This window comes from Planococcus sp. S3-L1, assembly GCF_030063085.1.
Lineage (GTDB): Bacteria > Bacillota > Bacilli > Bacillales_A > Planococcaceae > Planococcus > Planococcus kocurii.
This window is the reverse complement of sequence record NZ_JASISN010000013.1, coordinates 61,286-84,174: the sequence shown is the minus strand read 5'-3', so window position 1 is coordinate 84,174 and position 22,889 is coordinate 61,286. Positions and strand designations below refer to the sequence as shown.

26 protein-coding genes are annotated in these 22,889 nt (G+C 38.0%); 15 read left to right on the top strand and 11 right to left on the bottom strand.

Features of this window, described 5'->3' with window-relative positions; all coding sequences use genetic code 11:
- Positions 1-542: 542 nt before the first annotated feature.
- From QMF37_RS12780 to trxA, 5 genes are all read right to left on the bottom strand, one after another.
- On the bottom strand, positions 543-1,343 hold the full coding sequence (locus QMF37_RS12780; RefSeq protein ID WP_058385181.1) for an SDR family NAD(P)-dependent oxidoreductase: 801 nt from the start codon (positions 1,341-1,343) through the stop codon (positions 543-545).
- Positions 1,344-1,354: 11 nt separating this feature from the next.
- A complete protein-coding gene (locus QMF37_RS12775) occupies positions 1,355-1,795 on the bottom strand; it encodes a MarR family winged helix-turn-helix transcriptional regulator (RefSeq protein WP_071154597.1) in 441 nt (146 codons plus the stop codon).
- 261 nt (positions 1,796-2,056) lie between these two features.
- Entirely contained in the window at positions 2,057-3,019 is a 963-nt protein-coding gene (locus tag QMF37_RS12770; protein ID WP_078080460.1) for a LacI family DNA-binding transcriptional regulator, read from the bottom strand.
- 513 nt (positions 3,020-3,532) lie between these two features.
- The gene (locus tag QMF37_RS12765) at positions 3,533-4,180 is read right to left on the bottom strand and encodes a peroxiredoxin-like family protein (protein ID WP_071154595.1); all 648 of its coding nucleotides are present in this window, start codon (positions 4,178-4,180) and stop codon (positions 3,533-3,535) included.
- 100 nt (positions 4,181-4,280) lie between these two features.
- Positions 4,281-4,598 carry a thioredoxin gene (gene trxA, locus QMF37_RS12760; RefSeq protein ID WP_058385186.1) on the bottom strand — a complete coding sequence of 106 codons (318 nt, stop codon included), beginning with the start codon at positions 4,596-4,598 and terminating at the stop codon, positions 4,281-4,283.
- A 126-nt stretch (positions 4,599-4,724) separates the two neighbouring features.
- On the opposite strand from trxA, the gene QMF37_RS12755 reads away from it, so the two are divergent.
- The 5 genes from QMF37_RS12755 (at position 4,725) to QMF37_RS12735 (ending at position 8,649) form a co-directional block, all read left to right on the top strand.
- A complete protein-coding gene (locus tag QMF37_RS12755) occupies positions 4,725-5,273 on the top strand; it encodes a CGNR zinc finger domain-containing protein (RefSeq protein ID WP_245830155.1) in 549 nt (182 codons plus the stop codon).
- Between the two features lie 299 nt (positions 5,274-5,572).
- Positions 5,573-6,313, top strand: coding sequence for a metal ABC transporter ATP-binding protein (locus QMF37_RS12750; RefSeq protein ID WP_071154593.1), 741 nt, complete (start codon positions 5,573-5,575; stop codon positions 6,311-6,313).
- 2 nt (positions 6,314-6,315) lie between these two features.
- Positions 6,316-7,173, top strand: coding sequence for a metal ABC transporter permease (locus QMF37_RS12745; RefSeq protein WP_071154592.1), 858 nt, complete (start codon positions 6,316-6,318; stop codon positions 7,171-7,173).
- A 26-nt stretch (positions 7,174-7,199) separates the two neighbouring features.
- Positions 7,200-8,138 (top strand): metal ABC transporter substrate-binding protein, encoded by a 939-nt coding sequence (locus QMF37_RS12740; protein WP_143039561.1) that lies wholly within the window; start codon positions 7,200-7,202, stop codon positions 8,136-8,138.
- Between the two features lie 295 nt (positions 8,139-8,433).
- Positions 8,434-8,649 carry a hypothetical protein gene (locus QMF37_RS12735; protein WP_058385191.1) on the top strand — a complete coding sequence of 72 codons (216 nt, stop codon included), beginning with the start codon at positions 8,434-8,436 and terminating at the stop codon, positions 8,647-8,649.
- A gap of 738 nt (positions 8,650-9,387) precedes the next feature.
- Here the strand turns inward: QMF37_RS12735 and QMF37_RS12730 are convergent.
- The gene (locus QMF37_RS12730; protein ID WP_071154589.1) at positions 9,388-9,594 is read right to left on the bottom strand and encodes a helix-turn-helix transcriptional regulator; all 207 of its coding nucleotides are present in this window, start codon (positions 9,592-9,594) and stop codon (positions 9,388-9,390) included.
- A 322-nt stretch (positions 9,595-9,916) separates the two neighbouring features.
- Here QMF37_RS12730 and QMF37_RS12725 point away from each other — a divergent pair, with 322 nt between their 5' ends.
- From QMF37_RS12725 to QMF37_RS12700, 6 genes are all read left to right on the top strand, one after another.
- Complete coding sequence (locus tag QMF37_RS12725; RefSeq protein WP_283478438.1) at positions 9,917-11,299, top strand: M1 family metallopeptidase; 1,383 nt, start codon at positions 9,917-9,919, stop codon at positions 11,297-11,299.
- A 186-nt stretch (positions 11,300-11,485) separates the two neighbouring features.
- Complete coding sequence (locus QMF37_RS12720) at positions 11,486-12,679, top strand: YhgE/Pip domain-containing protein (RefSeq protein ID WP_283478437.1); 1,194 nt, start codon at positions 11,486-11,488, stop codon at positions 12,677-12,679.
- Between the two features lie 45 nt (positions 12,680-12,724).
- Positions 12,725-13,264 (top strand): PadR family transcriptional regulator, encoded by a 540-nt coding sequence (locus QMF37_RS12715; protein ID WP_071154588.1) that lies wholly within the window; start codon positions 12,725-12,727, stop codon positions 13,262-13,264.
- A gap of 371 nt (positions 13,265-13,635) precedes the next feature.
- Complete coding sequence (locus QMF37_RS12710) at positions 13,636-14,043, top strand: HIT family protein (protein WP_071154587.1); 408 nt, start codon at positions 13,636-13,638, stop codon at positions 14,041-14,043.
- Positions 14,044-14,260: 217 nt separating this feature from the next.
- Entirely contained in the window at positions 14,261-15,562 is a 1,302-nt protein-coding gene (locus QMF37_RS12705; protein WP_071154586.1) for an MFS transporter, read from the top strand.
- Positions 15,563-15,622: 60 nt separating this feature from the next.
- Entirely contained in the window at positions 15,623-16,075 is a 453-nt protein-coding gene (locus tag QMF37_RS12700; RefSeq protein ID WP_283478436.1) for a GNAT family N-acetyltransferase, read from the top strand.
- A 78-nt stretch (positions 16,076-16,153) separates the two neighbouring features.
- Here the strand turns inward: QMF37_RS12700 and QMF37_RS12695 are convergent, their stop codons facing one another.
- From QMF37_RS12695 to QMF37_RS12680, 4 genes are all read right to left on the bottom strand, one after another.
- The gene (locus QMF37_RS12695) at positions 16,154-16,675 is read right to left on the bottom strand and encodes a GNAT family N-acetyltransferase (RefSeq protein WP_283478435.1); all 522 of its coding nucleotides are present in this window, start codon (positions 16,673-16,675) and stop codon (positions 16,154-16,156) included.
- A gap of 336 nt (positions 16,676-17,011) precedes the next feature.
- Positions 17,012-18,190 carry an MFS transporter gene (locus QMF37_RS12690; protein WP_058385205.1) on the bottom strand — a complete coding sequence of 393 codons (1,179 nt, stop codon included), beginning with the start codon at positions 18,188-18,190 and terminating at the stop codon, positions 17,012-17,014.
- Between the two features lie 62 nt (positions 18,191-18,252).
- Entirely contained in the window at positions 18,253-18,831 is a 579-nt protein-coding gene (locus tag QMF37_RS12685) for a TetR/AcrR family transcriptional regulator (RefSeq protein WP_058385206.1), read from the bottom strand.
- Between the two features lie 164 nt (positions 18,832-18,995).
- Positions 18,996-19,796, bottom strand: a complete 801-nt coding sequence (locus QMF37_RS12680) for a TIGR00266 family protein (RefSeq protein WP_283478434.1) — start codon at positions 19,794-19,796, stop codon at positions 18,996-18,998.
- A 113-nt stretch (positions 19,797-19,909) separates the two neighbouring features.
- Between QMF37_RS12680 and QMF37_RS12675 the strand changes: the two genes are divergently transcribed.
- Positions 19,910-20,404: a cupin domain-containing protein gene (locus QMF37_RS12675; RefSeq protein WP_256204442.1), complete on the top strand. Its 495-nt coding sequence runs from the start codon at positions 19,910-19,912 to the stop codon at positions 20,402-20,404.
- A gap of 68 nt (positions 20,405-20,472) precedes the next feature.
- On the top strand, positions 20,473-20,718 hold the full coding sequence (locus QMF37_RS12670; protein WP_058385209.1) for a hypothetical protein: 246 nt from the start codon (positions 20,473-20,475) through the stop codon (positions 20,716-20,718).
- A 61-nt stretch (positions 20,719-20,779) separates the two neighbouring features.
- Here QMF37_RS12670 and QMF37_RS12665 read toward each other — a convergent pair whose 3' ends face one another.
- On the bottom strand, positions 20,780-21,424 hold the full coding sequence (locus tag QMF37_RS12665; protein ID WP_058385210.1) for an SDR family oxidoreductase: 645 nt from the start codon (positions 21,422-21,424) through the stop codon (positions 20,780-20,782).
- 193 nt (positions 21,425-21,617) lie between these two features.
- Here QMF37_RS12665 and QMF37_RS12660 point away from each other — a divergent pair, with 193 nt between their 5' ends.
- Entirely contained in the window at positions 21,618-21,824 is a 207-nt protein-coding gene (locus QMF37_RS12660) for a hypothetical protein (RefSeq protein WP_283478433.1), read from the top strand.
- 20 nt (positions 21,825-21,844) lie between these two features.
- Positions 21,845-22,855, top strand: coding sequence for a S66 family peptidase (locus QMF37_RS12655; protein ID WP_283478432.1), 1,011 nt, complete (start codon positions 21,845-21,847; stop codon positions 22,853-22,855).
- Positions 22,856-22,889: the final 34 nt, after the last annotated feature.

Here is a 22,889-nt window from a genome sequence, read left to right as displayed (position 1 = left end):
TGGGTGGTATGTCTGATACCGGATCATTCCCGTTCATGTGGGTACTGGCCGGCTTAATGTTAGCGGCATTGACGACCGTAGTGGCGGTTCGTACACGCAAGCAATAAGCGTTAGTTTAAACGGAAAAGGGACTGTCTCCTAAGTCTCTACAATAAAACAGACGGAGAAAAGGGTGTCCCTTTTCTCCGTCTGTTTTTTTAAATCGCGACCTGTAATCTCGGATTTGCTGTGTGCTCTTTTGAATTTATTAGAATTAATTGTCGGGAATGCCCAATTGCCTTTAGTAGGACCGAAGATATTTTCTAAGTCAGTTTTACGTCATTTTTTTAGATTCAAAGGGGCTGAACTCAAAAGGTTGCTTGTCATATCCATTTGTCATAGTCCCTTTTTTCCAAATCAAGTGGTATTAAAGTCAATAGACAGCCATGATTTTAACCGGCCAATAATGACTGTCACACAAAAACTCTTCCATGTAGTATGTAGGGAATTCCTACAACAGCATAGAAGAGTTTTTATGTATCTGTTTCTAACAAGTTATTTTCTTAAGCTTGTTCTGAGAAAGCTTTAAAGTCCGGCACAGTTGGATTTGCGATATAATGTCCGCCTTCGACTTGGATTGTTTGTCCTGTAATAAATTTAGATTCATCAGAGGCAAGGAAAAGAGCTGTATAACCGATATCGTCTGCTTCGCCATGGTAAGGAAGGGCATTGTATTTTTCGAAAATAGATAATACTTCAGGAGTTAAGTTATTTTTTGCAGCAGGTGTCAAAATTAGTCCTGGAGCAATCGCGTTGCATCGAATATTGTCTTTGCCGTATTGTGCAGCTGTGTATTTCGTTAAATTGACAACAGCTGCTTTTGAAGCACCATAAGCAGAACGAATAACATCTCCTGTAAATCCGGACATGGAAGCGGTATTGATAATCGAGCCGCCTCCAGCTTTAATCATATGGGGAATGGCGAATCGAGCACCTAACAGCACGCTTTTCAAGTTTACATTCATAAGTCGGTCCCATTCATCCAAGTCAATGTTGACGACATCTAAATCTTTTTGAAGATTTGTCAAACCGACGTTATTAAATAATACGGTAATTGTTCCGTACTGTTTTACTGTAAAGTCAACGGCTTCTTTGATGGAATCTTCTTTCGATGCATCTAAAAAGATACTCGAAGCCTCTCCGCCTTCTTCGTTAATTTTAGCGGCAGCCTCTTTTGCGCCAGCTGTATTAAAATCAGCAATGACTACTTTTGCCCCTTCTTTTGCTAAAAGACTAGCTGTTGAAAGACCGATGCCAGAAGCTCCTCCTGTTATTAATGCTACTTTTCCATGAACTCGTTTCATAGTTAACGCTCCTATCGATTACTTTTTTTGGTTTTCAAACTTTTTAATAATTTTTCGTTAATAGATAAGTATTGAGCAATCTCTTCTTCATCCAATACTTGGAACATTTCGATGTGCTGTCGTTTCCCTAACCTTTGCGCTTCTTGAAGCAATAAAGATCCTTTTGGTGTAACTTTCAGTAAAACTTGTCGGCGATCACTGTCATTAAATGTCCGAATGGCCAGTTCAAGTTTCACAAGTTTGGATGCAATATTTGTCATGGCACCACCAGTAAAGCCAAGTAAATCTGCTAGTTTCATTTGGTTTTGCGGGCCGTTTCGTTCTAATTCGCTTAAAACCAATATAGGAGAAACACCTATATTATGAGGGAAAATATCATTCCAATCAACGATTGCTCTGTTCGTGATCGCTTCTACTGTGTGGATAAGTTTAAATAAATTTTCTGTCTCCAATTCGTTTCACGCTCCAATTCTAATTTTCTGTTTGAAAAAAAGATGCACAGAAACCACGTATCGTTATGTGTATTGATTGAATTTTTAGCTCATAAGAGGGATTACTCACAAAAAATACTTTAACACTAAAGTATTTAATATTAAAGTAATTAGATTGCGATTTTGAGTAGATAGTGCAAATGATTATAAATTGTTAACTTTGTGGCTATGCTAAGGATGACTAGAGTGTGCGTCAAGACTTTGATTCGTCTACCATTATCATTAAACGGTTTTTCGTTCAATCATTTTTACAAATAACTCATCATGATGAACTTGTCGATGATTGATAGCTTGCAGCAATAGATTTTTTCCTATTTCTACTAATGGGATTTCAAGAGTGGTTATGTTCATGACTTGTGCAATGGGCTGATTGTCAAAACTTAGGATGGCCAATTGATCTGGTACCGATATGTCCTCTTCCGTACAACAAACCAATATTCCAGCAGCTACTTGATCGTTAGTAACGATCAAAGCTGTAGGAGGACTGTGCATACCAATCAGTCGCTGTATTACGGTTTGTCCATCTTCAAAGTATAAGCAATCATAAAATACATAGTCGGGAACAAACGGCTCATTTATTTTTTTGAGAAAATCTTCATAAGCTTTTTCTCTATATCTACTATTAGACCCTGAATTCCGCGCTAAACAGTAACCAATTTTTTTATGCCCTTTGCTATGCAAATAATTCAGTGCTTGAGAAAAGCTTTTGTAATGATCAACGAAAGTAGAAGACATATTTTTTTCTCTGCTATCTTCACACAGGGTAATGGGACCGTATTTAGTATAGTCATCTACCACGCTAAATGGAGAATTTCGAGAACAAATGATTAACGCATCGATTTGCTTATGCTTCAGCATTTCCAACGCTTCGATTTCTCTTGTTTCTTCGTAATTTGTTTGAAAAAGAACTAATTTATAATTATTTTTAACCGCTTCATTGGCTATTCCTTCAACCAATAAACCAAAATAGGGATGATTTACAAAAGGGACAATCACACCAATTAGCATGGTTTTGCCTTTACTTAAATGTACAGCATTTAAGTTTCGTTGATAATTGGATGCTTTCATAGCCTGTTCGACTGCATTCCGTTTATTTTCACTAACATACGGATGATTGTTTAATACGCGGGAGACTGTCGCTACTGAAACTCCTGCCATTCGAGCGAGTTCTTTAATATTTGCCACGATGATCACTCCTATTTAAAGTTTATTTCTGTGCTTGCTCTGAAACCCGTTTCATAGGCTATGCTTAACGAAACAGGGGAGGGCGGTATTAAAATGTCCATATTAATAGGGTTGGCAAGTTTATGTATGATGTGTATGTTTGTTGTTATTTTTGCATCATTTCCTATTTCTGAATACACGAAAAAAAAGCGAACAACATTAAATGCTGTAGGTGATAATAGGGATCATTATGGATTTTTGTTTATTGTTTATGACGAGTCGACTAATACTCCTAAAATATAAAAGAAATAAGTTTTTTCTAAGTGAGTGATGAAAAATAATTAGTCATTTCAGTATAACCTCGTTAGACGTATTTTGGCTTTCAGTTCTGTTAAGCTGATTATAACTGTGAATGTTTTTTACAGAAAGTTAACTATTTTTATATCAAGAGTAGCTAATTCAAAAAAACTTCAAAATTAAAAGAGCAATCCAAACATCAATACTGATGTTTGGATTGCTCTTTCTATTGCTAGGTTAGTTAATTTTTTTTAATTCTTGTAGTACATCTGAAGGTTCAACACGGTCTTTATAATCTGATTTTGTGTATTCATAAGCGATTGTACCATCTGTCTGAATGATATAAGTTGCAGATACAGGAAGTGTCCAAGTATCATCTCCGTTGTGTTTAGCTACATCTAGACCGATAGCTTTATAAAGCTCAACTAGGTATTCTGGCAATTGGTAAACCAAATTAAATTGGTTTGCTACGGTATTGCCTTCATCGCTTACTACCAAGTACTCTAAATCGTGCTTTTCTTGAATAGACATGGACTGGTCTGGTGTTTGCGGGCTAATGGCAATTAGCTCAGCGCCTTGGTCGTGAATTTCTCCAATGATCTGCTGGTAAGCGCGTAGCTCCATGTTGCAATACGGACACCAATTCCCGCGATAAAACGTTAACACGACAGGACCTTTTTTTAGCTGCTCGTATAGTTCAACCGTTTCGCCTGCGGCATTAGGTAAGTTAAAGTTTGGTGCTTGTTCGCCTGTTCTTAATCCTTTTCCTTCGTTCGATGCTTCTAATTCTTCAATCGCATGTTGCATTTTTACTTGAACTTCTTTTGGCTTGTTGGCTTTAAATTTTTCGATATATTCATTAATTTCTTGTGTCATCGTTGTCATAAATTACATCTTCCTTTCATTTAACTAGTTAGATTGCTAGGATGCACGCCGGTATAAGTGCATATCAACAGTGAATAGAATGATAGCAAAAATGTTCTTATTAAGAAATGTGTTTTTGGGCGATTGAAAGAATTTCTTCTTTTGGCTGGAAGCCAACTGATTTCTCCATCAATTCTCCATCTTTAAAGAAAAGAAGTGTCGGAATGCTCATAACGCCATATTTTTGTGCTGTTTCTTGATTATTATCAACATCTAATTGAACGACGCTTATTCGGTTATGTTGGTCCTCATTAATTTCTTCTAATGCAGGAGCGATCATCTTACAGGGGGCACACCAAGCTGCGCCGAGTTCGGCAATGACAAACCCTTTTTCGGTTGCTTGAACAAATGTTGAATCCGTAACGTCTTTAATCGACATAGTATCTCTCCTCTTCTTATTTTATAACCACTTAATTATCTTCTTGTGGTTAGAATTAAACTTTACGGTATGATAGTATGTAAGTCAATCAATCAGTTTTAAGGAGTGTTCCGAATGGAGAACAATATGGAAACAAAATATTCTTTCGTAAGTCAGTATCTTTTCATTAATTTTTTAAATACGATCAATATCAAAAAAATTACAGCGATAGACTTTCTTGAAGAAAAAAGAGGCATAGATGACTGGCTAGCATTTTTGGAAAGTCAGGAAGTACTAAATCTGCAGCAAGTAGAAAAACTTAAAAGCTCGCCAGTTGAAGCTAAAGAGCTGAAAGTTTTTCGCGATCAGTGGAGAAATTATTTCTCCACTGATCAAAGAGACAAAAGTTCTTTGAACTCTTTGGTAGCATATACAACAAAAGTTCCTTTGTATTTTAACAAAGCATGTGAGCCTATTCCGAGTAAAGGCGGAACAGAAGGATTGTTAGCGCTCTTGTCGTATGACATGCTGCTGGCATTACAAAACGGAGTTTTCGAAAAAATAAAGAAATGCCAGAGTTCGCTTTGCTATGCTTTTTTTGTAGACATAAGCGGAAAACGTAAATGGTGTTCGATGGAAATTTGTGGGAATCGAGAAAAAGCAAGGAGACATTACTCGAAAAAAATCAAAGAATGATTTCATAGACTGTGTCATAAGTTTCTAAAATAAGATTGGTAGAGAAAAGGTTTGATTTTTCTCTACCAATTTTTACGTTCTATAAAGTTTGAATGAAAGAGACAAAAAGCAAATAGCTTCCTTCATTCAATGTTTTTCTGACGGCTATGCTTAACACTCTATATTTTCACTACATTGAAAATATAGGCATACACAAGCTTTTCCTATTTACAATCTTACACAAAAAGTATAAAATAAAGAAAAGTTTCCTATAGGAAAAATATTTCACAACGGAAAATAAATGGCGGAGGGGAAGTAAAATGGTTCCTGCAGTTAAAGTAGAAAATATCCAGGTCTCTTATTTTGGCAGACCAGCAATTGAAGCAATTGATTTGACGCTTGAACAAGGAAAAGTCTTAGGAATTATTGGTCCTAACGGCGCGGGTAAATCAACGCTATTAAAAGCATTATTAAATCTTGTCTCCATTGATCAAGGTAGTATTGAAATATTTGGAGAGACATTAAAGGAAAATCGCAAGCGAATCGCATATGTACCTCAAAGAAATCAGTATGACTGGGATTTTCCAATTCATGTTCTTGATACTGTATTGATTGGCACTTATCCGAATTTGGGCATATTCAAGCGTCCAAAGAAAAAAGACAAGGAATGGGCTTATGAATGCCTGAAAAAAGTGGGAATGGAAGAGTTTTCTAATCGTCAAATAGGCGAATTATCCGGTGGGCAGCAACAGCGTGTCTTTCTTGCCAGAGCACTTGCGCAAAAAGCAGACATTTTCTTTTTGGACGAGCCATTTGTCGGAATTGATGTCTCTAGTGAAGAAATGATCGTTAAACTCTTGAAAGACTTACGCGATCAAGGCAAAACAGTAGTAGTCGTTCACCACGATTTAAGTAAAGCAAACGAATACTTTGATGAGTTGTTGTTATTGAACAAACAAGTCATTCAATTTGGTAACCCACAGCAAGTATTGCGTCCAGAAGTTATGCGCAAAGCGTATGAAAGTGAATTATCTTTTCTATTTGAAGTTGGGGTGAACTAATTATGGCTTTTATTGAAGGATTGATTGAATATGACTTTTTGCAAAAAGCATTGCTTACATCGATTATGGTCGGTGTCATTTGCGGAGTCATCGGTTGTTTTATCATCTTAAGAGGAATGGCGCTTATGGGGGATGCTATTTCACATGCTGTTTTACCAGGAGTGGCAATCTCTTACGCACTTGGCATCAGCTTTTTCTTTGGTGCCGTGTTTACAGGCGTATTAACAGCGATTGGTATCGGTTTTGTTAGTCAAAATAGCCGAATCAAACAAGATACGTCAATCGGCATAGTATTTTCTGCAGCATTTGCACTAGGTGTTATTCTCATAACGGTGCTTGAAAGCAGTACAGATTTGTACCATATCTTATTTGGTAACGTATTGGCTGTACGGCCTTCAGATATGTGGATTACGTTAGGTACAGGGTTGGTTGTACTGGTTTCTGTTTTTGTTTTTTACAAAGAACTTCTTGTGACGTCTTTTGACGAAACAATGGCACAAGTATACGGACTACCAGTGAGACTGATTCATTACTTTTTAATGACCTTACTGACGATGGTTACAGTTGCTTCACTTCAGACCGTGGGTATTATCCTCGTAGTTGCCATGCTGATTACACCTGCAGCAACAGCTTATCTCCTGACCGATCGTTTATCGACAATGATTTTCTTATCGGCTTCAATCGGAGCAAGTGCAGCTGTAATTGGTTTGTATTTCAGTTTTACTTACAATTTGGCCTCAGGTGCAACGATAGTGCTTGCCGCGACAGCTCTTTTCATCGTAGCTTTTCTTTTTTCACCAAAACAGGGAATTTTATGGCGGAAAATAAGCACAATGAAAAAAAGACAACTAGCCAATTAAACTTGTAAAGAAAAAGGAGAATGTTTATGCGTAACAGTACTAAGTTTTTTATGATAAGTATCGTTTTGCTGTTTATTTTAGCTGGATGTTCAAACAATGACAGCAGTAATGAAAAGACCAATCATGATAAGTTACAGGTCGTAACGACGTACTCTATCCTTTACGACATTGTTAAAAATGTAGGCGGTGACAAAATCGAATTACACAGCTTAGCACCGATTGGCTCTAACCCTCATGAATACGAAACATTGCCATTAGATGCGCAAAAAGCAACAGATGCTGATGTGGTTTTCTACAACGGATTAAATTTAGAAGCTGGCAATTCATGGTTCGAAAAATTAATGGATACCGCTGGTAAAAGTGGCGAATCAGCACCTGTTTATAAGATGAGTAAAGGCGTTGAACCTATGTTTTTAACAACTGAAGGAAAAGAAGGGGAAGAAGATCCTCACGCATGGTTAGACCTGCAAAATGGGATTAAATATGCAGAAAATGCAAGAGATGCATTGATTGAAGTAGATCCAGAGAACGCAGAAGAATACAAAAAAAACGCAGAAGAATACACTAGTCAATTGGAAGTACTTCACCAGGAAGCTCTTGATCAATACAGCAAAATTCCAAAAGAAAAACGCGTTTTTGTAACAAGTGAAGGAGCGTTTAAATATTTTAGTAAAGCCTATGATTTCCAAGCAGAATATATTTGGGAGATCAATCAAGAAAACCAAGGGACACCGTCACAAATTACACAAGTTGTAGACAAAATAAATGATCAACAAATTCAAGGATTGTTTTTAGAAACAAGTATTGATGCCCGCAGCATGGAAACAGTCGCAAGAGAAACCGGTATGGACATTAAAGGAAAAGTCTTTACGGATTCAATTGGTAAGCCAGGAGAAGATGGCGATACGTATATCAAAATGATGCAGTGGAATATTGATACAATTTTATCAGGATTGATCGACTGATTTGTGAGAAGCGATTTGCAAGTATCCAAAAAGCCGACAAACGTCGGCTTTTTTTAAGAAGGTAACACATGGTTAATAACATGGAAATATGGAGGTGTTTCGTCAAGATAGCGACAACAAGTGAACCGTAAAAATCTTGCGGTTCATAAGAAAGCTAAGCTTACAACTACATTTTTTATAAATAGTGAGCAGCTCGTGTTATACTAAAGAACTTAAGGCAGCTAAGCTTTTTGCTCGTAATTGAACGGATGCCAAAAAGCCTCCGCTTACCGATAGAATATGGAGGTGTAACAAAATGAACAAACGATGGACCTTTAAAGAAATTAAAGCATTTGTCGAGAAAAATTCGGACAGTAAATTACTGTCGACTGAATACCACGGATTTTCTCAAAAGCTACTGTTCAAATGCGCATGTGGCAATAACTTCGAAAAAACATTTACGAAATTCAATACAAAAAACCAACGTAAATGTGACGTGTGCCAACCACCAAAAGCGCCACGTGGCGAATAATGAATTAAAAACACTGATTTCTGTTTAAAGAAATCAGTGTTTTTTAATAGAGAATTTAGTTGTTCCGAACGTGAATTTGATACCGTGTGTTGGTAAAGGTAAGATAATGACAATCGTAAAAATACTAAAAGCTATGATGAATCTGAGACAATCGAATAAAATAACAGTAGGATTACTGCTCTGACTAAAAGAGAATGCATTGTAAGGTAGGTTTTGTATAAACCACCGAGCATGACAGGTTTTCTCCATCAGCGGAAATTTTTAGTGATTTTTTAGTGTAATTTTTGTCGTTAATTAAGGGAAGTTGACGCTCTGAATACATTTTCTGTGTAAGACCAGGGAGTATGAAAGACAGTGAAGCGCCCATAAACACTAAAGCGATACCTGTCACAAGCATCTAAAAAGATTGAGCAGTTATAGCAGTTGCACTTAAAGATGCTAAACCGATCAACGTGGCAAGCTTAGAACAAAGACGGGCATCTAAATACTGTCTGTACATACGTCCTTCCGCAGCATCTTCTTCATCTCCAGTAAACTTTTGATTGGTAAGAGACAAAATACTGAAATAACGATATAGTAAAAAAAGTCAGTAGTGCTGCGAGTGTTAGAAGAATGGTATTGCCAATAAATGCATAGCCAGACAAATCAATAAGAAAATCGGCTTCCAGCAAAACTAGCATTCCGAAAAATCCAACTAACGCTCCAATAATCAATTGACCACTTGTTTAAACAGATTCCTCATGCTAATTCCTCCTCGTCGAATTGAAAAATCTCTTGAACCGGTTTATCAAAAATACGCGCAATTTTCGTTGCAACGAGCAATGAAGGCATAAATTCTTCGCATTCGATCAAGCTGACGGTTTGGCGCGAAGTCTTTGTGCATTTTGCCAATTCTGTTTGGTTTATCCCTACATTCGTGCTTAACTCTTTTAATCTTGTTTTCATGTCTACACCTCTTTAAAGCTAAAGTGCAAACGATATGTTTCAGAAATGACAAGTATGTTAGTCAGAAAGAATAGCTAGTCTTTAGAGTTTTTTGGTAAGAATGATTAAATGAAAACAAAGAAATTCTATATCACCTGTATTCTTGAAATAAGGTACAATCAAATTAGCCTAGGACGTGAAAGGATTTTCTGGTTCCCTCAAGTTAAATCCAATTCCAAATGAGACATTTTGCATGTTCTATTAAATGGCACTAAATCTTATTTTAGCGGCTTAAACTGGTTGACTAGCTATCCATTAAAATAGTAGAAATGAGAGATGTATAATGAAGGTAAAAGGATGGGGTATAGCCTTACTTATAGGCATCGTAATTATTGGGAGAATCCTGGTCATTGCTCTTCGTGAAGATGACAATATGGTGATAACTGAGCCTTATGAGGATACTACTAATGCAGTTTATAACTTAAAAGTGAAGTTGAGTCCTAAAGACGACTTTCACATTGAGGCTTCAATTGATGTTACAAATGATTCGGCTGAATCGTGGTCAGATATCGGCTTTTATTTAATACCCAATGCGATGAATTCTAATGAAACAAACGTTTATGAAGGTGACGAAGCGGTTATTGCGATTTCTTCGGTTGTGGTTAATGGTAAAGAAGCGGCGTATGCACTTGATAACAACGAGTTAATGGTCGAGCTAGAAAAAGCTTTAAATACGGACGATTTAGTAAACGTAACAGTCGACTATTCGATGACTTTACCTAAAGGCGGTATGCGCTTGTCTCAAGTAGACGATAATTTTTACTTAGCACATTGGTATCCGATGCTCGGGCAGTACCGAAATGGTTGGAACATCGAAGATTACAATTCAAACGGCGAATCTTACAACACGGATTATGGCGACTTTACAGTAAACTATGCTTTACCGAAGGACTATTTAGTTGCAACTTCCGCAAATGATGGGGAAATCCAACCTACATCAAAAGGGACGGTAACAGGTGAAAACATTAAAGATTTTTATATGGCTATTATGAATCCTGATGAATGGCAAGCAGAAACTGTACAAGCTAACGACACGACGCTTCGTGTATTTACACCGGCGTCACAAAATATGCTAGAAGAAACTTCTTCACTTGCAGTTGACGCTTATGAATATTTTGAAGAAAAAATAGGCGATAATCCTTTTGATGAACTCGATATTATTGGAAACGATGGCTACATGGAATACCCAAACATTATTGAAGTGGCAGCAGATCAGCAATCTCAGGAGTCAGTTTTAGTGCATGAAATTGCGCATCAATGGTTTTATTACCTTGTTACCAATGACCCCTATTATGAATCGTGGTTAGATGAAGGCGTAACAGAATTTAGTAGCTCGTTATTCATCAGTGATCGTTACGATGATGATGAATTTGGATTTTGGGGTGCCTCTTCAGCAGAACAGTATTACCGGCCAGAAAAATATGTCAATTTACCACTTTCTAAGTTTGGTAACGAAACGTATTATTCTACGATCTATGGCAAAGTTCCAATGGTGCTAAAAGAATATTTTGATGAGAACGGTGGAAGAGAAAGTGCACTTGAATTTCTATCGGCTTATTATGTCGAGTTTCAATTCAAACAAGTAAACACCCAACAATTTAAACTATTTTTTGAAGAATATTTTGAAGGTAATCAAAGTGAATTTTTAAATAATTGGTTGAAATAAAATAGTTAAAGAAGAAATAGGAGCAGCTAGATTTACAGCAGCTCCTATTTTTCTATTTGTAGGTTTATATAACATAGTTATTGACTTTCATTCAAAATAGAATTATGATACAAAGTAGTTGTAAAAAAGTGCTTTTATTAAAGTAGTTTGTTTGAAGTTATTTTGACAGAGAGTAGGATAAGTTAAATGAAATTTGTACAGTTTTTAAAAACAAAAGGCGCAACCGGCGCTATTGTTATGGGGATATTTTACGCCATTGCGATGCTAGGCATCTTCCTGCCAGGCTATTCAGCCATTCCTGCAAATATTGATAAGTTACCAATCGCCATTATTAATGACGACAATGGCGATTATGGTGTAGGAATTGCAGATCAGTTGACAGAAAACCTACCATTTAAAAAAATCGAAACCAATCTAACAAATCAACAGGCTTTAGAGGAGTTAGAACACAACAAAGTCGCGTTAGTTGTGCACATTCCAGAAAAATTTTCTGAAAATCTCCAAATAGGAAAAATAACTTCAACGATTGACTTTACAATCAATGAAGCTGGCGCACAATCAGTTTCTTCTGCGATGAATTCAGTCGTAGCGGAAATTAATAACCAATTGAGTACACAGTTCTCACAGCAAACAGCTCAAAGTGTGTTAATGAATAGTAATGTCCCAGAAGATCAAGCTGCAGCGTTAGCTGAAAAGATTGAAGCAGCTTATGCAGGAAACATCGTAGCAATCAACAAAGTGCCAGATGGTATGAATAATGGTATGTTGCCCATGTTCTTATCAATGGCGTGTTATGTGGGCGCAATGATAGGCGCCATGCAACTAGTTAGTGCATATAGAGAAAATCGAACAAAAGCAAGCAAGACACGATTATTCAGTTATGTTCAACTGACTGCTCTAATCATCGCCGTTCTTTCTACGGTAGTTGCTTTAGGGGTAACGTATGTGATCAATGGACCGAGTGGTAATTTGTTTTTTGAGCTCGCGGGTCAGCAAATTTTAAACTATATGGTGTGTTTTAACTTTGCCGCAATCGTCATTTTCTTAATCGGTGAAGGAGGCATGATTCTAAACTTGCCAATTTTATTTTTTCAAACATTATCAAACGGTGCGATTATGCCCCGCGAAATGATGTACTTGCCTTACGAATGGATGAGTTATATTTCGCCTATGTATTATTCGGTGCAAGCATATACTGCGAATCTATACGGGAATATTAGCACGGCTCCATTTATATGGTCGATGGTGGCTGTTGGTGGAGTAGCTATGCTTATTAACATTTGCATCGTCGCATTTCTTCATAAGCCAGTTGAACTAGAAAACAACAATGCGGATGAGAAAACCAATAAACGGCTCAACCCATCTGAAGTTTCTGTGTAATTTCTGGTACAATTGGAATACGATCTATCTCGAAGGAGTTTTAACATGTCGATTCAAGTCTTTATTTTAAGTAACCTGATGAAAGAAAACAGCTATCCTTATAAATTGAAAAAGCAGTTGTCAGAGCCTATCCCACTGGATCAATTAGGTGGATTGACCGAAAGTAAATTGTATTATCATTTTGAAACTTTAGCCAAAAAAGGATTAATTGAAATCGTTGAAATTATCAAAGAAGAACATCGTCCAGATAAACAAGTGTTTGCGATTACGGCTAAAGGACGCGAAGAGTTACCCAAACTTATTTACAAACTGTTTGAAAACACGGATATCGTCAAAGATATGATAGTGGGCTTAATTAGTTTGCAATATGTCGATAAGAAAAAAGTCGTCGATATATTGGAAAATAACGTCAACGAGATCAAAGAACGCTGGAATCAATTGAGCGGGATGGAAGGAAAAGTCCAAGTAACTGAAGAAGACAAGGAATTACGAAATTTTGTTAGAGGATACATTACGGCAAGAACTGACCATAATGTTCAATGGCTAGAAGAATTAATTAATAAAATCAAGCAAGGTAAGCTGTGATTAATTTAATTAGAGGGAAGGAACTTTTTCAAAGTTCCTTCTTTTTTTATTGCTTTGAAGAGAAATTTTTTAAAGACAATAAATGAAGGGATTATTTGAATAAATGGAGAATATAACCTTAAGTCGAGAGGAGATTTTGTGTTCTCCGATTGTCTGGGAAGAAATTTTAGGTTTTGCAAATAATGTGTGAAATTGCGCAAATAAACGCGAATACTTCCATAAAGCGGTTGGAGTTACCGTGAATTTAGACTTCAAACAAGAGAACAGACTAGCTTTAATCAGCGTTGTCACAATCGTATTAAAAAAAGATTTCGATTGCTGGGAATAACAACTTAGAAAGAAGGTAAGAAGAATTCGAAAGGGGAATTACCATGTCTCATGACGCAGAATGTCCATTTTGCAATCCGAGTAACGATTTTAATCAAAAAATCATCTTTGAAAATAACAGCTGTTACTATTTGCAGCATACAGAGCAACAAGAGGTACTACAAGGAAGTGGTGTAATTGTTCCAAAGCAGCATCGTACCAATACGTTTGATTTAACAAAAGAAGAGTGGAGTGACACATACGAGCTTCTCCAACAAGCCAAAGATTACATGGAAAGTGAACTTTCTCCAGATGGTTACACCCTTGGCTGGAACGTAGGGGAGGCATCAAATCAGTCGATCAAGCACAGTCATCTTCACGTAATCCCTCGGTTTAACGACGAACCACTCGCAGGCAAAGGGTTACGCCATTGGTTGAAACAACCAGAAAATAGAAGAGTTAGGGATAACTAAAGCTTGAGCTATAAAAGGGGATGTTGTGAAGTGATCATCTCAAGCTACGCAGACTGTAATTTTGAGTGCTGCAAAAAGCGTGATTTTCTGCAACCAAACAAAGTGACACCGCAAACAAACGAGAGAATTACGCAAACAACTCTTACTCTTTCGCAAACAAAAACACTTATTTTGATACACCACTTTTAATTCAATATAAAATGATCCATATGAGCTGATGCGACAAGATGCATCAATAGCATCGAAGTTTCTGGAGGGGAAGCAGATTTTAAAACAATGGAAAGTTCCCGCGATCCTACTAGGATCTTTAGGTATTGCCAATATTGGAGATTTCCTCTACTTAGTTGCTATCAATATCATTGTTTATCAGATGACGGGTTCTGCAGCTGCTGTAGCGGGTTTATGGATGGTCAGTCCTTTAGTCAATATCTTGACAAAGTTTTGGACGGGCAGTTTTATAGATTACCGAAGTAAGCGAAAAATCGTGTTGGTGACGATGGTGTTAAGAGCGACTTTTATCGCTATAATTCCTTTTGCACCAAGCCTTTTTGCGATATACGCGATTCTTGTTCTGTTAAGCGTTGCCAAATCATTTTTTGGACCAGCCTCCATGACCTATGTCACAATGCTTGTTCCTCAGCAAAAGCGAAAACGGTTTAATTCACTGCGTTCGTTTACCTCTTCTAGCGCTTTTATTATTGGACCGGCTTTAGGAGGGACACTTATACTACTAACTAATATTTCGGTGACTTTATGGTTAAATGCTGGATTCTTTTTAGTTGCTGCCGTTTTGTTGAGCCTTTTACCGGACACAGAAAAAGTCAAACACGAAAAGATTCCTGCTTTGACTTTTTCACAAGTTGCCAAAGATTTCACTGTCGTTGTTGATTTTATTGGTAGCAGAAAGTACGTTTCTGCAATTTATCTAGGGTTTCTCGTAGTTATGCTATTTTCATTTGCGATGGATGTTCAGGAGGTTGTTTTCACTCAACAAGTAATTGGCCTTTCTGAAATCGAATACAGCTTGTTAATTAGCATTACGGGCATCGGTTCAGTGAGTGGCGCATTATGGCTTTCCTTATTTGCCAATAAAGTTTCGATTCGGGTAATGATGATTATTGGCATGTTGATGATGACAACCGGTTATCTTATTTATGCGTTCTCCTGGTCTTTTGCATCCGTTACTGTCGGCTTTATTATCCTCGGTTTCTTTAATGTGTTCTTGAACGCCGGAATTACGACATTCTATCAAAATAATGTGCCAGTATCTGTGATGGGCAGAGTGACGAGCATCTTTGGACTCATCCAAAGTATTTTGCAACTTTTTTTCATCTTAGTAATTGGTTTACTCGCAGATTTTGTTTCGCTAAAGCTGACAATCGGCTCTCTCGCAATCCTTATGCTGATAACTGCTGTATTGTTCACAATCGCGGTGTTAACTCCGAAATATTCAGATTGGTACGCTGAGGAGGGAAAGAGTCTCGAGAAAGTCAGCCTAGTCAGCAAAAAGCATCAGTAATTAAGTAATAAACTTTAAGAATCAGTAAAATAAAAGGAGAAATAAAAGGAGAAATAAAAGATGCAAATAGAAACAAAACGACTAAAAATGATACCGAGTGATAGCCATTCGGCGATAATGATAGCTGCTCAAAATTATAGAAATGGCCCTCAAATTGCCGATCATATAGAAGCGCTAGCAAACGATTCAACTTTATATGGATGGGGAAGCTGGCTGGTTTTACGAAAATCCGATGACGTGATTCTTGGAGATGCGGGTTTCAAAGGCAAGCCGAATGCTAACCAAGAAGTGGAAATCGGTTATGGATTTCTAGAAACTTTTTGGCGTATGGGTTATGGAACTGAGGCAGTACGAGGTCTTATAGATTGGGCTTTTAGTACGATGACTGTAAAAACCGTAATCGCAGAAACAGACATAGACAATATTGGTTCTATACGCATATTAGAAAAAGTAGGAATGGAAAAAACAAAAAATGCGAGTGATAGAATCTATTGGCAATTAACGAAGCAATAGCATCAGAACGAGGAAAAGGCCGGAAGCCGATGCTTCCGGTCTTTTCCTATACAACCTCAATTCTTGACTCGTCTTGGCTCAAAGTTTCTCTAATACCTGATCTATGTTCTCCCATTCATAAATCAATTCGTTCAGAACCGTTCCACCAATTTTGAGTTGAACAGTATCGATTAGCTTGGCACCATAATATTCATAGAAAAATCGTGTTTTATTTTCTTCTAATACTTCAACAAAAACTCTTTCGTAATCCAGGTGTTTGAAAAACAAGAAAAGGTCTTTCAATAACATTTTTCCAATGCCTTGACCTTGATAGTCTTCAAATAAGTAAATGGAAGTCAAATCGCCAGATCTTTCCACAGTATTGCTTTTTCTCTTTGCAGCCGTACCAAATCCAATGATGATGCCGTCGCTAGTTTCTGCAACAATTATGTGATTTTCTTTTTCTAAGAGGTTTTCTTCCCACAGCTCTGTCCGTTTTTCATAAGAAAGGCCGTTAAGGAAATCACTTGACATAATTTGTTTGTATGTGGTTCTCCAGCTGTCCACGTGGACTTTTGCAATAGCGGATGCATCCTTTTGTTCTGCTTTGCGTATATGCATGTGCTCACTCCTTTTGTGATTTAATGATTAATTTATTGGAATTGGCTGTCATGTATAAGTTCTATATTTTTAAATAATAGCATATCAATTAATTAATGCGATTTTTCTTTCGAAAAAATTTACAATTGAACAAGAGGTTTAGTATTTTGATCATTTCGACTTCAAAAGACTGGGATTTGAAAATTCCGTAAACAAATAAAAAGATTACGCAAACAGCAGCCTCTTTCTGCAAACAACCTCAACTTTCCCAAATCAATAGCAAAAAAAGTGAAAAAAAATAACCTCTAGAGGAAAAAACTGAAGATTTTCCCTCGCGAGGCCCAATTAAAAGCTAAACTATATTCTTGTTGGTTCTGAAAACGCTGGGCGCTTCCATAAATACGTTAATGCAATTCCTACTGCTAAGACGACAGTAGCAAAATAGAACGGATAGTTTAAATCAATGTCGAAAAGAATGCCGCCAATAATCGGACCGAAAATATTACCGATACTTGTGAACATGGAGTTCATGCCCCCGGCGAATCCTTGTTCATTGCCGGCGATTCGTGACAGATAAGTAGTAACGGCTGGACGCATCAAGTCAAAGCCGACAAACACGACCATGGTAACAAGCAAAATCGACCAGTAACTCGTAACGAAAGTCATAATAAATACTAAAACGGTTGACACAAAAAGACTGTAACGAATCAATCGGATTTCACCGAACCGTCGCGTTAGTTTATCAAACAAACCAACTTGGAAAATGACTCCGACAATTGCGCCGAGTGAGATAATCACGGCGATATCTTTTGCCGTAAAGCCGAATTTGTGATCAACGAATAACGCGAAAAGCGATTCGAATGCGGCCAGACCAAATGATGATATGAGAATAACCATAAAAGCGATAACATACATCGGTGAAAAAATTCGTTTCCATCCTGATTTTGGCAGGGGCTGGTGTTTTTCCTCAACTTCGTAGCTGCGATTGGGTTCTTTTAATGTGATAAGTGACAAAATCGTTGCAAACAAACCAAATCCTGCTGCAAAGAAGAAGGGAAGTCGCGTGCTGATATCGGCTAAAAACCCACCGATTCCTGGACCGATAATAAAACCGGTAGAAATCGCCGCAGACATATAACCTAAAGCTTTTGGTCGTGTGCTACTGGTCGTAATGTCAGCAATATAAGCCGTAACAGCCGGCATAATAAAGGCTGCGCTAACACCCCCGAGAATACGAGAGGCAAACAGCACTTCTACTGTTTCACCAATACCGAATAGAAATTCGGAAATACTGAAGATTGACAGGCCGATAATGATCATGGGTTTACGACCAATATTATCTACCCATCGTCCGGCAATAGGAGAAACAATGAGCTGAGCTAGCGCAAAAGCAGAAACCATATAGCCCACGACAGTTCCTGATATGCTTAATTCGTTCATAATGGTCGGAGTTACTGGAATGACCAGTCCAATCCCTAGAAATGCGATAAATAGATTGAGTAGTAAAGTTGAAAGAACTAATTTATTTGTTTTCATGCAGTGATCTCCTTATAATCTTCGTGCTTGATAGGTGTTTCTGGTCTGCTGTGATTCGTGTATTAATGGATTAAGCCACGCCAAAAAATTGGCCAAACTGCTTGAAGTCGCTTTTCATATCTTTCGATGCCGCTATAGACAAGTTCAGACATCGTTCCTTCAATTACAGTCAGATAAGCTAACGCTGTATTTGAAAAATCTACAGAGTGTAATACGTTTTCATAGCGATGTCTTTCTCGTAATAACCGAGTAAGATGCTGGTGCATCAGGTCAAAAAACGGATTAAACAACTCGCCGACTTCTTTTTCTAATTTGAGTGGAGGGAAATAAGCAACACGCAAGATAAACTTCATTCGTTCGTTGTCTCTGCTTTCTTTTGCCAACCAATCAAAATAACCGAAAAGAAGAGTTTCTAACGATTCATTTTTCGTAGAATTAAAATAACTAGCTAACTGAGCTTTTTGAGTATTGAGTGAATACTGAAGTGCAGAAATAAATAAATCATCTTTTCCTTTGTAATGGGCATAGATAGATGGCTTTTTGATTCCAACTTCTTCAGCGATTTTACTGAGAGATGCGCCTTCAAAGCCTTCTTTTGCAAAATGGCTGACAGCGGTTTGGAGAATAAGATCTGCTTTCACTTTTTCACCTTCCTAACGGTCGTTAGGTAATAATCTCATGATTAATAGAGGTTTGTCAATTTTTCGAGATTTTTATCAAATCTCTCTAATAGAACAATAAAAGACGCCTATTCAAACCCCGTAAGGAAATGAATAGGCGTCTTTTATTTTAATAAGTCAATTAATCATCTTCCACCGAGTAAGTCAAATAATCCACCAGCGGCACTGCCTTCCCCTTTCGAACGACCAGCAGGGTTTTGTGGAGCGGCTGCAAATACACGACTTGCTAATCGGCTGAATGGCATCGATTGAATCCAGACACTTCCGGGACCACGCAAAGTTGCAAAGAATAAACCTTCACCACCGAACAATGCTGTTTTAATGCCCGGGACTGATTCAATATTGTAATCAACATCTCCGGTCATGGCGACTAAACAACCCGTATCCACACGCAATACTTCTCCTTTTTGAAGGTTTTTTCGGTAAATCGTACCGCCAGCATGTACAAACGCCAAGCCATCTCCTTCCAGTTTTTGCATAATAAAGCCCTCACCGCCAAAAAATCCTGCACCCAATTTGCGCTGAAATTCAATGCCAATCGAAACTCCTTTGGCAGCAGCTAGGAAAGAATCTTTTTGACAAATAATCTTGCCGTTTAGCATGCTCAAGTCCATAGGAATAATCTTGCCAGGATAAGGCGCAGCAAATGACACATGGCGTTTACCTGTTCCGTTATTAGTGAAAGCCGTCATAAACAAACTTTCACCTGTGATAATTCGTTTTCCTGCGCCCATTAGTTTGCCCATCAAGCCGCTGCCACCTGAACTTGTAGAACCGTCTCCGAAAATCGTTTCCATCACAATGCCGTCTTCCATCATCATTAAAGCTCCTGCTTCTGCAACAACCGTTTCAGCTGGGTCTAGTTCTACTTCCACAAACTGCATATCGTCTCCGTGCAACTTAAAATCAATTTCGTGGTTATTCATTATTATTCCTCCTCGTTTGTTTATGGACTTATGTTATATAATGAATACGTCTATAGAGATAGAAAGTTTCATATAAACAAGCGGTTAGAAGAGAAGGAATGGAGTTGGATATAGTGAATGCTGAAGATTGGATTACCTATTTAGACATGACGGCGCATCCCGAGGGAGGATATTACAAACAAACGTTCGTTTCTCCTGAAAAAATCACGACCACTGAACATCCGGTAGAACGAAATTTGTACACCAGTATTTATTTTTTATTGCGCTCGCAAGATATCTCTCATTTTCACCGATTGAAATCAGACGAGCTGTGGTATTTTCACGCAGGTCATGCCGTTACCGTGCATATTTTAGATGCGAATGGAAATTATCGTACTGAAAAACTGGGACTGGATTTAGCGGCAGGGGAAAGGCCACAAGTATTGGTTGAAAAAGGAAGTATTTTCGGTTCAACAGTAGAAGCGGCAGATACATTTTCACTAGTGGGCTGCATGGTTTCGCCAGGTTTTGATTTTGAGGATTTTGAATTATTGCTGCAGGCGGAACTGCTTGCACTCTATCCTGAACACGAGCAAATTATTAAGAAAATGGCTTATGAAAAATTCTAATTAAACTATCAGAGCTAAAGGATACATGCTAGACTTATGAAAGACGAAGCAAAGGGTGAGGGAAAGTAATGGGGAATTTTTTATTGATATCTATTATTGCGGTTGCGATATTTGTAGGGATCGCTTCTAAGAAATTTTACGACAAGCCCTATATTATGAATTTTGGGATTGCTGTAATGATGGCTTTATTGGTTATACAGACATTTCAAATGACACCAATTGGCGGACTCGGCTATGCCGCTATTATTCTTTGTTCGATTGCATTTTTGTTCCAAGTGGTGATAGGTATTAGAAATTTAAAAACAGTTGAATAATCAAAAAACAGGCCAGATGATCTTAAATCATCCGTCCTGTTTTTTTACATCATAAACATATTTACAGCTGATTGAGCGCATGGTCAATGTCGTCTTCACCAGAAATAATGGCAAACGTTTTGTTGAAGACATGTTCGTTATCAAGCGAATGCAAAAGGACACGCGCTACATCTTCGCGAGAAATTTGTCCCGATTCCAAGTCCTCTACCGCTAGTATTTTACCGGTACCGGCATCGTTTGTTAAAAGACCTGGGCGAATGATGGTATAGACTAGACCGCTTGCGCGTAGAATGTTATCGGCATGATGTTTTGCGACATAATAATGAGCCATATCTTCTTTCCACATTTGCCGTTTGTCGGCATTGATGGCACTGATCATGAGAAAGCGTTCAGTCCCCGTTTGTTCGGCGGCTTCAATGGTTTTTGCAGCACCGTCCAAATCAATCAGTAAGGTTTGATCGGCTCCGGTTTTGCCACCGCTACCAGCTGCAAAGACCACAGCATCACAATCTTTCATTGCTTCAGTAATTTCTTCAACACTGCCTTCGAGGCTACTTAATACGGATTCTACTCCGAGACCATTGAAATAGCTGATTTGTTCTTCTTTACGGATCATCGCTTTAGGTGTGTATTTATCACTATCAGCAAGCATTTTGACAAACTGCCGTCCGATTTGTCCATTTGCCCCAACTACCAACACTTTCATCCCAATCACCTCTCCAGAATTTTTCTATTCTCTCCTATCATATACTTCAAAAAAGTCATTTCAAGAAGTACTTCTGTTTGTTTGTTCTGAAAAATGACAATTAGCCAAAAAGGGGACTATATTCTCAAGTTAAGTTTAGTATAATGGAAGGTATCTTACAGATTCTATTGCTACTGATTTTAGGAGGAACACTATGAACCCGATGACAGAAACGAAAACGACAAAATTGCAAAAAATCAAGCCAAAGAGAGAAACACCGCCTGACTTTTCACAATTTAAAGGGGAAAGATTGGATAAGGAACCGAGTCGGTTTTTCGAAATGGTCAAACAAGCACTTTGGTTTTGTGTAGGTGCTAGTATTTTAATCGCAATGATTTTTTCGCTTTTTTATTTTGTTTAAACTAAAAGGGGGACTATTGAATGATTCGTTATCCTACTACTACCTTTAAAACAATTGGCATTACCGCACCGTCTTCAGGAGTGGGAACTGAGCACCACGATCTTCTCAAACTGACGATTGAACGGCAAGAGCAGAAGGGGTTTACTGTTGTGACAGGGGACACGGCTTGGACTCAAGAGCTGGCTAAGTCAGCTCCTGCTAAAAAGCGTGCAGAAGAATTTATGGAAATGATGACCAGCACAGAAATTGAGTTGATTTTCCCGCCCTGGGGTGGGGAATTATTGATTGAAATGTTGGAATACGTAGACTTCACAAAGATACAAACGAAATGGGTACTTGGTTATTCTGACCTCAGCGTGTTGTTGTTGGCTATCACGTTGAAAACCGGTATTGCCACGGCACATGGTACGAACATTATTGATTTGCGTGGTGAAAAAAGCGATGAAACAACAGCACGCTGGCTAGATATTTTAAAAACAGCAAAAGGAGAAACTGTAAAGCAAATTTCTTCTAAACTCTATCAGAAAGAGTGGGACCATTCCATTGCTTCACCAGTCGTCTTTCATTTGACAGAACCGACTAAATGGCAAACGGTTTCGGGAACCGAGGAAATATTCTCAGGCCGCTTGCTTGGTGGCTGCATTGATGTGATCCATCACCTAATTGGAACACCATTCGGAGAAGTTCAACCGTTCAGGGACAAGTACATTCCGGGCGAACAGGTCATTTGGTACTTAGAAAACTGCGAAATGTCAGTGGCGGATTTAAAAAGGTCGCTAACGCAAATGAAATACGCGGGATGGTTTGACAATTGCTCAGGTATTCTCTTTGGGCGAAGTATGGCAAATGAGCCGGTCGGTGGATACACTGTCGATAGAATGTACCAAGATTTAACAAAAGAATTAGAGTTACCGATTGCGTACGATATCGATTTAGGTCATATGCCACCACAGATCACATTTATCAATGGCGCACATACAGAAGTACGAGTCGCAGACGGTAAAGGAACTGTGATACAGAAATTCATATAAAAACGTTGATAAAAATCTGATGGTCAAATTTATT

Coding starts and splice junctions, on each gene's coding strand:
- QMF37_RS12780 (WP_058385181.1), bottom strand. CDS start 1,343: ATGAAACGAGTTCATGGAAAAGTAGCATTAATAACAGGAGGAGCTTCT.
- QMF37_RS12765 (WP_071154595.1), bottom strand. CDS start 4,180: ATGACAACGATGACACAAGAAATTAATGAATATATCGAAAAATTTAAA.
- trxA (WP_058385186.1), bottom strand. CDS start 4,598: ATGTCGATTAAAGACGTTACGGATTCAACATTTGTTCAAGCAACCGAA.
- QMF37_RS12755 (WP_245830155.1), top strand. CDS start 4,725: ATGGAAACAAAATATTCTTTCGTAAGTCAGTATCTTTTCATTAATTTT.
- QMF37_RS12750 (WP_071154593.1), top strand. CDS start 5,573: ATGGTTCCTGCAGTTAAAGTAGAAAATATCCAGGTCTCTTATTTTGGC.
- QMF37_RS12745 (WP_071154592.1), top strand. CDS start 6,316: ATGGCTTTTATTGAAGGATTGATTGAATATGACTTTTTGCAAAAAGCA.
- QMF37_RS12740 (WP_143039561.1), top strand. CDS start 7,200: ATGCGTAACAGTACTAAGTTTTTTATGATAAGTATCGTTTTGCTGTTT.
- QMF37_RS12735 (WP_058385191.1), top strand. CDS start 8,434: ATGAACAAACGATGGACCTTTAAAGAAATTAAAGCATTTGTCGAGAAA.
- QMF37_RS12730 (WP_071154589.1), bottom strand. CDS start 9,594: ATGAAAACAAGATTAAAAGAGTTAAGCACGAATGTAGGGATAAACCAA.
- QMF37_RS12725 (WP_283478438.1), top strand. CDS start 9,917: ATGAAGGTAAAAGGATGGGGTATAGCCTTACTTATAGGCATCGTAATT.
- QMF37_RS12720 (WP_283478437.1), top strand. CDS start 11,486: ATGAAATTTGTACAGTTTTTAAAAACAAAAGGCGCAACCGGCGCTATT.
- QMF37_RS12715 (WP_071154588.1), top strand. CDS start 12,725: ATGTCGATTCAAGTCTTTATTTTAAGTAACCTGATGAAAGAAAACAGC.
- QMF37_RS12710 (WP_071154587.1), top strand. CDS start 13,636: ATGTCTCATGACGCAGAATGTCCATTTTGCAATCCGAGTAACGATTTT.
- QMF37_RS12705 (WP_071154586.1), top strand. CDS start 14,261: ATGCGACAAGATGCATCAATAGCATCGAAGTTTCTGGAGGGGAAGCAG.
- QMF37_RS12700 (WP_283478436.1), top strand. CDS start 15,623: ATGCAAATAGAAACAAAACGACTAAAAATGATACCGAGTGATAGCCAT.
- QMF37_RS12695 (WP_283478435.1), bottom strand. CDS start 16,675: ATGCATATACGCAAAGCAGAACAAAAGGATGCATCCGCTATTGCAAAA.
- QMF37_RS12690 (WP_058385205.1), bottom strand. CDS start 18,190: ATGAAAACAAATAAATTAGTTCTTTCAACTTTACTACTCAATCTATTT.
- QMF37_RS12680 (WP_283478434.1), bottom strand. CDS start 19,796: ATGAATAACCACGAAATTGATTTTAAGTTGCACGGAGACGATATGCAG.
- QMF37_RS12670 (WP_058385209.1), top strand. CDS start 20,473: ATGGGGAATTTTTTATTGATATCTATTATTGCGGTTGCGATATTTGTA.
- QMF37_RS12665 (WP_058385210.1), bottom strand. CDS start 21,424: ATGAAAGTGTTGGTAGTTGGGGCAAATGGACAAATCGGACGGCAGTTT.
- QMF37_RS12660 (WP_283478433.1), top strand. CDS start 21,618: ATGAACCCGATGACAGAAACGAAAACGACAAAATTGCAAAAAATCAAG.
- QMF37_RS12655 (WP_283478432.1), top strand. CDS start 21,845: ATGATTCGTTATCCTACTACTACCTTTAAAACAATTGGCATTACCGCA.